The sequence below is a fragment of the Shinella yambaruensis genome (assembly GCF_022899355.1).
GTDB classification, from domain to species: domain Bacteria; phylum Pseudomonadota; class Alphaproteobacteria; order Rhizobiales; family Rhizobiaceae; genus Shinella; species Shinella yambaruensis.
In genome coordinates, this window is sequence record NZ_JALJCK010000011.1 from 1 (window position 1) to 14,564 (window position 14,564).

At 59.1% G+C, this 14,564-nt stretch carries 5 protein-coding genes and 1 tRNA gene; 3 read left to right on the plus strand and 3 right to left on the minus strand.

Features of this window, described 5'->3' with window-relative positions:
• Together MUU56_RS23435 and MUU56_RS23440 are read left to right on the plus strand one after the other, a co-directional pair.
• Nucleotides 1-77: transfer RNA gene (locus MUU56_RS23435), tRNA-Met, on the plus strand.
• 646 nt (nt 78-723) lie between these two features.
• Nucleotides 724-5,262 carry an NACHT domain-containing protein gene (locus tag MUU56_RS23440; protein WP_244769685.1) on the plus strand — a complete coding sequence of 1,513 codons (4,539 nt, stop codon included), beginning with the start codon at nt 724-726 and terminating at the stop codon, nt 5,260-5,262.
• Nucleotides 5,263-5,875: 613 nt separating this feature from the next.
• On the opposite strand, the gene MUU56_RS23445 is transcribed toward MUU56_RS23440, so the two are convergent.
• The 3 genes from MUU56_RS23445 to MUU56_RS23455 form a co-directional block, all read right to left on the minus strand.
• Nucleotides 5,876-9,973, minus strand: coding sequence for a HigA family addiction module antitoxin (locus MUU56_RS23445; RefSeq protein WP_244769686.1), 4,098 nt, complete (start codon nt 9,971-9,973; stop codon nt 5,876-5,878).
• Between the two features lie 516 nt (nt 9,974-10,489).
• Nucleotides 10,490-11,365 (minus strand): phage integrase N-terminal domain-containing protein, encoded by an 876-nt coding sequence (locus MUU56_RS23450; RefSeq protein WP_244769687.1) that lies wholly within the window; start codon nt 11,363-11,365, stop codon nt 10,490-10,492.
• A 1,364-nt stretch (nt 11,366-12,729) separates the two neighbouring features.
• Nucleotides 12,730-13,641, minus strand: coding sequence for a LysR family transcriptional regulator (locus MUU56_RS23455; protein ID WP_244769688.1), 912 nt, complete (start codon nt 13,639-13,641; stop codon nt 12,730-12,732).
• Nucleotides 13,642-13,746: 105 nt separating this feature from the next.
• On the opposite strand from MUU56_RS23455, the gene MUU56_RS23460 reads away from it, so the two are divergent.
• On the plus strand, nt 13,747-14,424 hold the full coding sequence (locus MUU56_RS23460; RefSeq protein WP_244769689.1) for a peroxiredoxin-like family protein: 678 nt from the start codon (nt 13,747-13,749) through the stop codon (nt 14,422-14,424).
• Nucleotides 14,425-14,564: the final 140 nt, after the last annotated feature.

Genomic DNA, 14,564 nt, shown 5'->3' on the forward strand with positions numbered 1-14,564 from the left:
CGCGGGGTGGAGCAGCCCGGTAGCTCGTCAGGCTCATAACCTGAAGGCCGCAGGTTCAAATCCTGCCCCCGCAACCAGTCACATTTGATTTTACTTAGTAATCTCCTCTCTGGGGCAGCCCTACCCACAATCTACACATGCCAGAATGGCCGAAAAACCAGGGCCAGGTGGAGATAGCCGGCTGAAGAAATATTCTTCGTCGCCGGCGATTACCGCTTTCCCTTCCGCCCTTTCCGAATAGGGCCATTTCCCTTCATTCCGTTCCCTTCGGCCTTTTCCGCCTTTCTGCTTTTGCCGTTTGTGCAGCGGCTCCGGAAGAAACCGGCTCATCATGGTCCAGCGCCGTGGCTTGATCTGCCGCAGTGATTCAGCGGCGGGACGCCAACGAGCAGCCATCCGGGCAAGGCATGCAAGGGCTGCCACCGGCGCAAACGCCGCGGTTCTCGGCCGATTGGATGCCGCAACAGCTGGCCTCTTGCACGATCCGGAGTCGGAAGAGGTGTCCCATTGAACGACAAAAGGGGGCCGCTAGCTGACGGGCAGCTTTGAGTTGGCATCACGCGGGGAACTGCCCATCTTCATCTGGTGCGAACTCGTGCTTCTGGCGCGCAATCCAAGGACCGGCAGTGTGCGCTCTCACGACGTCCGGCGGTTGAGGTTATTTCCCTTTACCGGCCACCCGCACGTGCGGTACCGAGTACTTGACTGCACAGGTGCGGACAGATGCTGGACTTCACTAAAATTATATCAGGCGTTGCTGGGCAACGCGACACCTTCGAGGAGCTGGTGTGTCAGGTCGCGCGGCGCGTTCCGCCACCCGGATACGCCGAGTTTCGGCGTATCCACGGCGCCGGCGGGGATGGCGGGGTCGAGGCGGTATGGATTCTTACGACCGGGGATGAACACGGATATCAGGCAAAATTCTATACTAAATCGGGTGATGTCGATTGGAGTGCGATTGACAATTCGGTTGCTACTGCTCTCGCCACCCATCCCAGGCTGACCACGATGATCATCGCGATTGCCTGCGCGCTTACCGGCCGCACGCAGCGGGTGACCAAAAAGGGCCAGCCGCAGGCAAATGGCTGGGACGCGTGGGATCAGCATAAGGCAAGATGGGAGGCATCGGCAAAAGCGCTCGGACGGAACGTCGCCTTCGTGCCTTGGACGGCGCCTGATCTGGAGGAGATGCTTACCCGTGTTGAGACGACCGGGCTGACAGCCTATTGGTTCGGCGGGATTGAGCTTTCGCCAGAATGGCTTGCACGGCAGTGCCAGCGTACCGTGGCAGCGCTCGAAGAACGTTATCATCCAGAGGATCATGTCGATGTCTCTACCTCGCAGGTATTCGACGGACTGCTCCGCAATTTGCCGTTCCGTACTATGCTTCGGCGTGCGCGCGAGGACGTGCTCGAGAACGGTCGGCTTGGCGCTACGCCTGAGAGCCTGCTCGATGCCGAAAAGCAGAAGCTAACCACAATCGCTGAGAAAATCCGGAAGTTTGATGAAGCGACGGCTATTCTGGAGCTAAATACCGATAGCGCCTTCGACTACACGAATTGGAGGGACCAAGCGGTCGATCTGCGTAAGCGCGTCTTTGAAGTGATTCAAGCTGTTAACGAAATCGCTCGCGCAGCAAAAGCCAAGCGGCCGTCAACAAGCGGCCCGCACATGGTTGACGAGGATCGCGAGTGGCCCAGCGTCGACTATTTTATAGAGGCCCTGCGCAAGCTGCAGTCGTCACTGGGGCAATTTCTCGAGGCCGTCGATTCACCCGGCAGTCTAAGCGACCAGTGCCGCTTCGCGCTGCTCGATGGCCGCGCCGGGTCCGGAAAATCGCACCTTATCGCTTCTCAGGTGGAGCGTGCACTTGGCGAAAACGCACCTGCCTTGTTCTTGCTCGGCACTGATTTCACCCTGCACGGCACGATCGAGAACCAGATGATCGCGCACTTCGAGCTTGGCGGGAGCAAATTCGATCAGTTCCTCGGCGCGCTAAACGCGCGCGCCGAAGCCCTCGGGAAGCGTGCCCTGATCGCGATCGACGCCGTCAACGAAGGTGCCGGCGTACAGTTGTGGCGCAGCGCCCTACAGGGTTTGGCGCAACGTATCCTCGCCTATCCCCGTCTTGCCCTGTGCGTTTCGTGCCGACGAGAATACGTCGACCATCTCGTGACACCAGCGGTCAATGCGATCGCGACACGCGCCGAAGTCACCGGCTTCGAGACGCCAGAGGAGATCGAGGCGGCAGCAAGGGTGTACATGGACAGGCGCGGAATAGTGCGTCCGGCTACGCCCTGGCTCAACCCTGAATTTTCAAACCCGTTGTTCCTCCGTACGGCGTGCCTCGCGATCGAACGAGATGGCCGCACTACCTTCCCACGTGGTATGCGGGGGACCAGCGAGGTCCTCAACTTTTTGCTCGATTCCACCGGGCGTCATCTCGGCACAAGCTATGACGGCGCCGATACGCTGGTCGGGCCAGTAAGACGTGCGCTGCTTGCCCTGGCCGGCGCAATGGCGTCGGACCAACGGGACTACATCACGCGCGGGCGAGCCCATACCCTAGTTGAAGCGGTTTTTCAGGGATTCGCACCCCCGCCAAGCAAGACGTGGCTGGAGTTGCTGCGATTCCGTGGTCTGCTGCGATACGATCCCAATCCGGCGCACGATCCCGCAGATCCTCTGTCCGATCAGGACGATGTTCTGCGAATCTCATTCCAACGCTTCCAGGATCATCTCGTCGCGAATGCACTTCTGCAGCATGTGGCTGATCCCGCGGGTCTGTTCGACGCGGGTGGAAGCCTCTCATTCGTTCTTGGCAAGCATGGCGTGCAATGGGAGTGGCGAGGGCTATTCTATGCGCTGTTTCTGCATTTCGCCGATCGCTATCAAGTCGAACTAGTCGACCTGCTACCCGGTGGCGCCGATGCATGGTGGGATCAATGGCCGGTCCAGGACGCCTATATTGACAGCATACGCTGGCGCACCGTGGGAGCGTTCAGTGATCGGACGCTGGAACTGCTCAATCGGCTCGATTGCCATGACGAGAACATCATCGCGTTGCTCATCGAGTTGGCAGTGGTCGAGAATCACCCATGGAATGCGGAACTCCTTGATCGCAATCTTGCGTGCCGCAAGCTTCCTCACAGGGATGCTTTCTGGACTCGGCGGATCAATACCGCGCATAACGATGCCGGCCATCCGCTAACGCGCCTGATTAACTGGTGCCTCAACCTTGGCATCGGTCGCGCCGAGGACGGAACTCTCGGCTTGGCATTGGTCTTGCTGGCTTGGGCCTGCACCTCAAGCAGTGCGAACGTGCGCGATACCGCAAGCAAGGCGATGATTCACATCTTCCTTGAGCGCCCGGCGCTAATCGAGCCGCTGTTCATTCGCTTCGCAACTTGCGACGATCCCTATGTTGTCGAGCGGTTGTTCGGCGCGCTCTACGGCGCAAGTCTGCGCACTCCCGACCCGGCGCGCCTTGCCGGGTATGCGATAACCGCTTGGCGTCATGCCTTTGGCTGCGGCCAACCCCCGGTACATATCCTGACGCGCGACTATGCGCGCGGTGTCATCGAGCTATCGGCGAGTGCCGGCGGCCTCGATCCATCCATCGATCTTGTTCGCTGCCGCCCCCCATATGGTACCAAGGCACCGGCGTTCAATTTAACTGAGGCCAAAGTAGAGGCGCGCGCAAAACGCGTCGGAGCCGACTCAATCCTGCGATCCTGTTATAAGGGGCTGGCCGATTTCGGCAGATATACGCTCCAATATCGAGTCGAACGCTTCGCGGCCGCGCCGCTAAAGGGCCCTCGCCCGTTGACATCTGCGGAGACTGGCCAAGCATTTCTTGAAGATGTATCGCGGGGCCGCCCCGATATTGCCAAGGCGTTCGAGGCACTGCGCGATGCGCATCGCCTCAAGCGTATCTCGTTCGACGCCGACACGTTCAAGATGACTGTTCCAGCGTCAGATCGCAAACGCATAGAAGTCGCCGAGGAGACATTGCTAGCGTTGCTCACGGCTACACAGGCACGGCGTTACGCGTCCGACGCCAAACGTTGGGCGGCAAACGAAACGGACCATGCCTGGATCATGCCCGGTAAGGGTTTGGGAAAGCAAGTTGATGCGCATCGCGCAAAGCTCTGGGTGGCCAATCGCGCAATCGCCCTGGGTTGGACAGAAGCAATTTTCCCGCGCGATCATACCAGTGGCGAGGGACAGGGTGATCGCGGACGGGTTGAGCGGATCGGCAAGAAGTATCAGCGCATCGCGATGATGGAGTTGCTAGCTCGACTCGCAGACAATAATTGGCTGAAACCCGACTGGGGTTCGCTCGCCAAGACCTACTCTGATCCCCTTGACGTTGAGTTCATCCGCGACATCGAGCCGTCTGTCCTGCCCGGTGATAACGAGATGCGGCCGGCAGCAGGGATGCCGGATGTGCCCCTATTGCGTTGTCCCGACCTCGCAGCCGGCGAACGCGAGGCTTGGGTTCTCGACCCCGAACTTGCACCGCAAAGGCTCGCGTTGGCGTTGGGAGCGGATCTAGGTAGCGGCGATTGGCTTACGCTCTATCGCTACGCCTCGCACGATGTCGAAGCTCCGCGTCGCAAGGGATCTTGGGATGTTTCCTGGGAGCAAAGCGATTTTCACTTCATTGCCATGTTGTTGATGCCGCCAAGGACGCGGGAGCGGTTCGTTGAGGAGACCGAAAAGCACCGGGATGATTTTCACGAATGGCTGCCTGGCAACGTCACCGATGGCCCATACATTGGCGAGCTTGGCCGGCGAGCCACGTGGCGAAGCGACCCTTGGTCGACACTTGATGCCCGAGGCCGCAACACAGATCGCAGCTACGGGGTAATCAAGCCGACCATCGGTTACCAATGGGAAAGCCATCTTGACGAAAGTCTAGGCAACGGCTTTTCCCGGCAGGTGCCGATCCCCTGGCTGATCACGGCGCTGGGGTTGCGTCCTGACATCGAAAATGTCGGTGTTTACGCGGACAGCCAAGGACTGCCGATTATCGTCAGCGGCAGAGATGACCGTCATAGCTATATTCTGGTGCGTCGCGCCGCGTTGCTCGCTATGGCACGCCGGAACGAAGTCGAGCCGGTCTGGACGGTAATTGGCGAAAGATCCGCGCGTACGGAAGGCAACAAGCGGACATCCGATGTTCGCGTGCGCTACAATGGGTCGCTTTGGCTGGACGCGGACATTGCAGTTCTACGGCACTGGTCTCGATCGGATTAGCCAATGCCCGCGCCGGGAATCCGGTTTATGAAATCGAACCGACATTAGCGTTTGAGCAATCAACAACGACACACAGCGCTGTATCGAAGCCGCTAATCCGTCAGCAAGACAGAGCGCGGGTGGCGAGAATGGACGGTTCCTGTCCAAATGTAGCCCTCCTTCGTAGGAAACTTGCGGCCTGTCTCCTTGTAGTAAACGGCAAAATTCGTGCTGTTGAAGGATATCTTGATCAGTCTTCTTTTGAGAAGACACCGTCACAGGAGCGACGGCCGATTAGCAGGCGCTTAGCTGCTCTCTGTCGAGGCGCGGCCCCGCTCGGCGCGAGGCCGCACATTCTCAGATCTCTGTATGCTCTGCCAGTTCCAGCGCATCTTCTATGTCGACCCCGAGGTATACCCATTGTGGTTCTCCTTAGGCCACCATTGGCCATTGGAAGAACGAGCAGGTTCTAGGTTTCCAGGATGGGGGCCGGTGCCAGACCTTCCGCTATTGGGCAGATTTAGCCAGAAGCGGACATATCGCTTATGAAATGTAAGATCGGAAGTGGCCCTTTTCGGCCCTCATGTCCGCCCAATTGAGGACGATTTCTGGTACCGTCAACTGGCATATTAGGTTAGTGACGGAGGCGTCGACGGATACCCGCTTCATTGTCTTCCCGGTCGGCTTCGTGCTGGTAGGTGTTCACCATCCCCATCAACAATGTCGACGACACGAACGGATGGCTGAACTGGATTGCCTCGGCCCATTTGCGGTACTTATCCGCCAGCTCGCGTTCCTGACCGCCGCCTTCACCGCGCCAGTGAACGCCGCGTGCATTGTAAAGGCCGGTGTGCGCTCCGCGCGAAATTTCCTCGGACTGCAGTTCTTCCATAACATCGCGAACAGGCTCGCACGGCCAGTTCCCGTCAGCGTCGGCGGGAGCACTTGAAAACAGCTTGCCAAGGCAGATGTCACACACCGCCATCCGGTCTAGTTCAGCCGCAAGTTTGCGCACCTCGCTTACCCACTTTGCGAGGTTCTCCTTTTTAAGCACACCCTTTTTGTCGTGTCCCGGTATCCGCTCGATGCCTTCAAGTAGGCGATACCCACGCGTCGCCAAGTCTTTTCGTCCCTCGGGCGTGCGGAATTTCTCCGGGTCTTCCTGACCGTCGTTCCGGCGGTACGCCCAGACAAGCGCCTGCACATACATCTCCGGGTGTGTTTCAATGTAACGCTCAAGGTTCGGGATGTGCTGTGTTTCGTTGCCAAAGGCGCGGGACAAGACCTCGATATACGCGAACTCCAGCCCTGCCTTTTCCTCGAGCGTGACGTCGGCATTGCGATCCAGCAGTGAGAACGCGGTCTTGATGTCGTATTCTTGCAACTGATACTCGCCCGACTTGTCCTTGCCGTCCTTGGCTATGCCAGAGAGCATCCGATACAGGAGATTCGGGCTGATCGCCTCAAGCTTGAAGTGCACGGCGGCAAAAGCAGCGCGTGGCCTTTCCACCTTCAGCATACGCTCAACGGCTTCGTTGTTCTCCCCCTCAGGCTCGAAGATCCATTCCGGGTTTACGTCCTGCCAGTAGCCCTGGCGTCCGGCCTCGGAAAGCGCATCGACAATTGCCCACGTTCCCGAATTGAAAGGTGACAGCAGCAAGAGCCTGAGCATGTCGCCCTCCGATAGCAATGACCTGACCGTCGCGAAAAAGGCAGCCCGGTCTTCGACCGTCATGGCGCGCAACGCGCCGAAAATCAGGTTCTTCCTCTCGGCCGATAAGTCGTTTGATCCCGGCTGAAGCGCCTCCACAATCAACTTGGTCTTCTCGTCGCTGCCGAGGACGCTGCGGATCAGATGCCACCCGATCTGACTTTGCGCCTTCCCCTGTTCCGCAAGCGCGAATATACCATCCATACCCTGCTCGGTGAAAACCTCCTTCAAGGCGGCTACACGCAGTTGTTCGACACGCTCCTCGCGCTTGCGAAAATCCAGCTCATCATCATCCAGTTCATCGGCAAATTCCTCGACCCATGACTGGCGGAAAAGCCATTCATGTTTGTTGGCAAGGTCGGTCGGCTCCATCGCTGCATAGACAGCCTTTGCCGTCTTGGTCAGTGTCGCGAAATCTTTATCCTTGGCTCTCCTGCGACCACGGTGGGACAAGACCGTGACCCGGATTTTTTCGCGCACCTTCGCAATGTCCGGATCGGACGCGCTCCCCTTCCATGCCTCAATGAGCCTCCAGACACGCTCCTGATCCTTATCCGCAAGGCCATGTAGCCGATCAACGAGGTCGCACAGCATATCTGCCGTATAGGTCGGGCGGGTAAGCGACACCTCGACCATCTCGCGAACGAACGCGTGAATGGGTCCCATGAACTTGAACGGCTCACCAAAACCGTAGCCGTCAGGACGCCATTTTGGCTTGTGGCTGTAATCGCCTACGCTGTTGCCGTAATGGCCGAACTGGTCGACGCAAACCTTCCAACCAACCGACGGAAACTTCTCCAACAGTGACATTAGCGCTTTCAGGCGCTGATCGTGGTCGGCCGCGGTCTGGGGCATCCATGCGCGAAAGATTGTTGCCAGCGACGCGATCGGCTTATTCCCATGATTGTCGTTGATTTCAACGCAAGCCAGTCGGCCAAGGATCAAGACCGCGCGCGCCAATGTTGTTGGGTTCCAAGCCAACCCTTCCAACGCCCACAGCAGCCCGACGCGCGAACTATGGAATCCGAACAATCCCGCCTCGATCGGCTTGAGGATCGATATCGACGCCGGCTGTTCCGTCTTCAGGTCACGCTCAAAAATCTTCAGGAACGTGTCAGGGGCAGCTTCCGCATATACGGGAAGGTCGCGCTCGTTGGCTTCGATCTTCCGCGTCGAAAGCGGCTCCAGCAGCTCCGTCACAAGCCTTGATGCAGCGACTTCGCCGTCGAAGCCGAGGCGCGTCTTGAACAGGTGATTGCCATGAACGGCCAGCAACACCAATGTCTCCGAAATACCCTCGCGCAGTGCCCCCGAAAACTCCCGCTGCTTTCCATGCGACGCCGCCGCCCAACGCTCTTTTTCAGGTAGATCGAGCGCCGGATCGTCCTCACCCAATACCACCTTGGCCAAGTCGAGGTACCGCTTAAGGTCGGCGTGGGTGATCGCCTTGGCGATCGCAAACAGCGCATCAATTTTTGAAATGACCCCGCGATAGCCTCCGATGGACCACACCGGCGCGTCGTTGAGTGCCAGCAGTTCCTGAATGCGACGCTCCAGTTCTTCGTAAGGTACGTCCCCTGCCAGCAGGCTTAGGGCAATCCGGTCTGACTCGTTGTCGGCATTCCATGCCCCGACGAGCATAAGCGGCACCAACGAAGACGCGATCTTATTGTCCGCAGCCCATTCCGGCGTTCGGACGGCTTCAACATTGGACAACTGACGCCGAAGGACCGTTAGCGAACGGCCGGAAGCATTTGCGTGTTTCGTAATGTCGTCGCGGTCATACCCCATCGCTTCCAGCCCTACGCGGAATGCCTCGTAGCCAAGCGGCTCAAGGATGATGTGCGGTTCCGAATTCGTGGCGTTGCGCGGATAAAGCACGATCGATCGAAGTGAATTGGAATACGGTCCCAGCTCGCGCTCTACGTCGCGCGAATGAATGACCGCAATGAAGTGCTTCGACCCCTGCGCTAGCTTGGGCAAAACACCGACCTGATCGAACACTAGCGCGCGATCCCGACCCTCGGTCAGCTCGGGATCGGAAAACAACTGACTCAAAAAGGCCAGCGCCTCTTCCACGGAGTCGCCGGCGATAACCATCGGCTCCGACGCAGGCCGGGCAAGGAAGCCCTTGAATTTATCCCGCGCGATATCGATCGCAGTTTTAAACAGACTGCCATCCAGCGCAGGTTTCGCGACATTGGCCCAATCACTCCAACATTTGTCCAGCGACCGGACACCTTGCGATGGGCGCTCAGTTTCGTTGGCAAACCATGCCTGACCAGCAAGCGACTGCTCCATCCATTGCTCAAGATCGCTTGCGTCGTAGGCACGGACATCCTTCCACTGCTTTTTGGCCTTCATGTCCGCGATCCATTTCGCTTTGCCCGGCCACCTGCGGGGCGCGACGAAAACAAACGTGATCTGATCGCGGTCAGCTTTTCGCTTGTAGGCCTTAACGCTCTTGGCGAAGTCGCCGTCGGCTTTGGCCTTCGGGTCCTCGTTGATGCCGAACTCCCAACCCGTGGCTCCAGCCGGAATCCACGGCGTTCCATCCTTCGCCTCCGTCCAACCATCCCAGCCGGCGCGCTCGGCATCGTCGTTGCCGGGGAAATCGACCTTTTCGAGCCCGATCCCCGTGGAATTCACCAACGTTCTCAGAAAGACCGATAGTCGCGCTCTTGCTGGAATGTTGTGATCGACCCAATCGGTGACATCGTTGGCCTTGAAGCTCAGGAACGGGGGCACATATGCCTTGGCACTCGTTGGCGCCGACTTCGTTTTCGTTCCGTGCGCGTCAAAGGCAGCCTGCATCTCTAGAAGTATCGCGGCAGGCATTCCAAATGCCGTCTCGATCCGCGCCGCCATATCGGGGGTGGTCGACACTTTCCCGTTCAGGAAATTCGATACGCCAGGACGGCTGATGCCGATGAGTTTCGCAGCGTCGGTAACGCTGATCTTGCGGGGCGTCAAATATGTCGTTCGGACGTGCTGTCCGGGATGGATGGGCTCATCGGCCATGGGTGGCGCCTTCGAAAGCTTTAGCTAAACATAGTGAAATGTAATGTGTAATGCAACACTTTACAAATAATTCTCGGAAGAAAAGCGCTAAATAGAACGAATCATGAACGATAGTTTCGAGCATAGGGCTTGAAAACTACGTGCCGTACCGACCGAAAGAACCGCCAAACCCCACCTTCGGGGAGTTGTGGGAAGATCACATCGGCTACTCAATCAGTTGCCTGAAATGTCGGCATGCCGACGTAAGCACCTTGATACGGGACGGGAGCAGTTACCACCTAAATTGGACACATGGGCCACTATAAAAGCATGTCCGCTTTTGAGGATCAGCAACGGGCGCCGGAACGGCCGATATGACGGCGCATTCCAGTCGTCCAACGATAAGTATGCGACGCCTGACACAGGTTATCTTTACGCATGTGCCGGCTGCCCCAAGTGCAAACGCTGCTGGTCCAGGCTGAATGGGTGCTGTATCTCCATTTCCTTGCTTGAATGACAGACCTATCCTCTGCGGCATTATCGTCGGAGATAGACGGAGGTGATCTGGATGCGCTCGTGGCCCAGTTCCCGGCTGATCTGCTGACGGGCTTCGGCATCGACGGCGCGCTGCTCCGGCGTCAGCTCGCGGACGGCAGGGCCGCCTGCGGCGGGCGATTTCCAGCCGGTGAGCGCTTCATAGCGGGATTGAGCATAGGCATGGCGCAGCCCGTGCACGTTGCTCAGGCCCGCCGCCTTGCACTGGCCGTCATAGACATGGCGCTGCTCGATATAGTTCCTGTGCGCCGGGATCAGCGCGCCGGAGCCGGCAAGCGCGTGAGCGTCGCTGAGCACGGCGCGCTGCTCGGCCGTCGTGATCGGAACCGTCCTTTCGCGGCCGCCCTTTGTCCACGAACCCTTGAGCGCGATATAGCCGCCGCGATCGGCATAGGCTGGCTGGAATTTTATACACTCCTCCCGGCGCAGGCCGAATGCCTGCTGCAGGCGAAGGCTCATATGGACATGGGGATCGGTGACGCGGTCGAGATGACCGTCGCCGAGGTCCTTCGCCCTGTTGTCGCCGCTGACGCTGCCGGCAGACTGGCGCTGCGGAATGCCGAGCATGGCGTTGTCGGCAGGGATAACGCCGGCCTTTCCGACCTTCCCGGCCCAGTAGCGCAGATGCGACATGCGATTCCTGATTGTGCCGGCAGACAGGTTCTCCGTCGTCCAGCGTTCCAGCAGCGCATCGACATGCTTTTCCTTCAGCGAGGTGGCGCGCATGTTGCGGAAGCCCATCTCCTTCAACTGCCGGGCCATCAGGGTCAGCGATTGCATTCGCTGGTGTTGCGTCTGAAAACTGCCGTCCCTGTTGCGGCGGCACAATTGCTTCAGTTCATAGGTCAGATCGTCCATGCTCCATTCTCCGGGCAAAAGGGTCCTCGCACCCCGGCGCACGATGCGGCGGGGTCTCTGTCGTCTTCTCTCTGTTTTCCGAGCGGGTACGTCCGGTTAGTGTTCATGCCATCCCGCGCGAAACGGAATGCCCCGAAGGGCCCATGGGCCAGATGCGCTCGATCACCTGTTGCCTCGAATGAGGCGTCCGTCCTCCTTCCTGCGGGAAGGCCAGGCGGAAGTGGCGCGGGGGCAAGGCCGCGCGAGGATGATCGAGACGCAAGGGTCGGAAAAAGCCGCGCTTCATGGCGGGCGCTGCGTTGGTGTTCCGCCGCAGGATGACGAGAGATTCGAAAAGATGCTGTTGTGGTGCATTGGAGAATTTCCTGTGAGACGTGGATGGACGATGACGGCTGCCGCAGGACGGCACGCCAAAGGGCGGCGGCGAGAATTGCCGCAGCAGGCTCGAAGCTGATGGAGACGACGCAGCGGCGAATGAACGCTGCCGCAGGCAAGAAGAAGGGAAGATTGCTGCCGCAGTCCGGCGAGAGCCGGAGACGGCCGACGATGAGGGTTGCCACAGCGCCGATGAGACGCACGACAAAAAACCTGCTTTTGCAGCAGGGTCCTGGGAAGATGCGGCCGATAGCGGCTGCGACAGGAGCAGGCTCCACCCTGCTGGCAGGGCCGACACGCGCGAGGGAACCGAAGCGCGTCTGGATGGCCGGTTGGCTACGGCCTTGCAGCAGAGATATGCCCGCGGGCACGACCGCTTGCTGCGCCGGTCTCCGGTGTTCATACCCGCCGGAAGGTCAGTGCAGGATCAAACTAGCACACCCATCATCATGAGCCCATCAAATAATTGGATCAGGCTCTATGCCTTGTCGTTGCGGCAGTTGCCCGCATCGTCACTGCGGAGGATAGCCGCAGGAAGTTCATGTTCAACTGAAGTAAAGAGAGCTACCGGCCTATCGGCGATGCGGCTACTGATTCGCTACGCAACCTCGCCGAACTGATCGCTCGGTGGTAATGAACGGCCTGATTGGCGTTTGCCTTACACAGTCAAGTAAGCCCTTCCCTAATTCATCCACGAATGGCGCTCCAGATGATCACAGGGACAAGCTCATGGCTTCAGCTAGATCCGCCGCCGTGCCGCCCCGGTAGTGGATGGAGATCGGCGCTCCATCGGTGAGCACACCGCTTACCAGCACATGGTCCGGCGCGCTGATCGGCAGTTGTTTGCACAGGTATCGGCGACCATGGCGAAGTTACGGCGGATCGCATCACCGACGATACGTCGGTGATGGCGCCCAGCACATCCCGCACGGTCGCCACTCAGGGGAAATCAACGCACTAAAGATATGGCAGGGGCAAATAGCGCCGCTTCAAGCTCGCTCCGACCGATCCCGCGCATGCCGCGCAAGCTCCATGCCGAGGAAATCGATCAGTGCTTTCACCTTGGCCGATGGCCGCGGTCCTGCAGGGAGCACGGCGTAGACGTTGGCTCCGTCCATCTCATATTCGGGCAGCAGCTCCACAACCTGGCCCGTTCGCAGCTCGTTCACGGCCATGACGTCCGACACCATCCCGATACCAAGGCCAGCAACCGCGCTGGCCAGGATGCCGGGCGCCGAATTGATTTGAAAGCGCGCTTGCACATTCACGGACGTCACCGTCTCATTATGACGAAATCGCCAGTTCTCGCGTCCAAAACCGCCATGACCGAGGATGCACTCATGTTTGGCGAGATCGGCCGGCGTCTTGGGCACGCCGCGCTGCTCCAGATAGCTTGGCGCAGCCACAACCATCTTCCTCACCGACGCAAGCCTGCGCGAGCCGAACGTCGAATCGTCCAGCTCACCGACCCGAACTGCCACATCGATTCCATCGGTCACAAGATTCTGTCGCTCGTCCGACATGGTGATCTCGACGCGCAACTCCGGATGGGTGTTTAGAAATCCGGGCAGGCACGGGATGACTGCCCTCGTTCCGTACATGATGGGCAGCGCCAATCGGATCACGCCGCGCAACGAGTCCACGCCGCGAGCGGCGTCCTCCGCGCTCTCCCAGTCCGCTTTTACCTGGCGTGCACGTTCGAGGAACAAGGCGCCAGCATCTGTCAAAGAGAGGTTGCGCGTCGTCCTCAGCAGCAGCTTGACACCGAGCCGCCCCTCCAGTTCGCCGATGATCCGCGAGACCGAGGGCTGTGACATTTGCAGCTCACGGGCGGCCCGTGAGAAGCTTCCGCTCTCGGCGACGCGCGCGAAGACGATCAGTTCTTGCCAGCGATCACTCATTTGAAATCTGGATATATGTTCTTCAAAATTGGCTTATACTGCTTCGCGCACGAATAGCCTAGTTTTTCTTTCAGCGGCATTGACGCCCAATGATGGAGAAACCACATGAAATTGCAGGATCAGCTCGACGACTTCCGGAACAAGTTCGAATCCGGACAGCTTCCCTTCAAACCCACCCAGGCGCAGCTCGATACGATCAAGCGGGCCACGAACGAACTCGTTGCGAGCGGCCAAGCCGACCGCGCACTCAAGGCAGGCGACATCGCGCCTGAGTTCAAGCTGCCAGACTCCGACGGAAATATCGTCAGTTCCCGCGACCTCCTGGCGGACGGACCGCTGGTTGTCAGCTTCTATCGCGGCGTCTGGTGCCCGTACTGCAACATCGAGCTAAAGGCCCTCGAAGCCACGCGATCGGAATTCGAAGCCCGGGGCGCGCAACTTGTCGCCATCTCGCCCCAGACCGCGCCGAACAGCCGGAAGTCCCAGCGAGACAATGGTCTCGGCTTCCCGATCCTTAGCGACCAGGACAGCAAGATCGCCGAAGCGTTCGGAATCCGATACAGCCTGCCGGCTGATCTCATCGAACTCTACAAGGGCTTCGGCAACGATCTTCCGGCAATCAACAACGACTCGTCGTGGGTGCTTCCGATGCCAGCCCGCTATGTCATCGGCACCGATGGCGTGATCGCGTACACCGAAGTCAATCCCGACTACACACGGCGGCCGGACCCCTCTGAGTTGCTGCCGGTCCTCGACCGCCTGCAGTCCGCCACGGCCGCCTAAGCAGCGTTGAATCCTTGCCGACGTGCCATGTCTTAACGGGGACATGGCACGCCGGTGTGAGATACCTCCAGCCGAGAAGAATTGCGCTAACCGGCGCTCAAACATTAAGAACCGTTCAACCGATGGTCGATCACAACGCC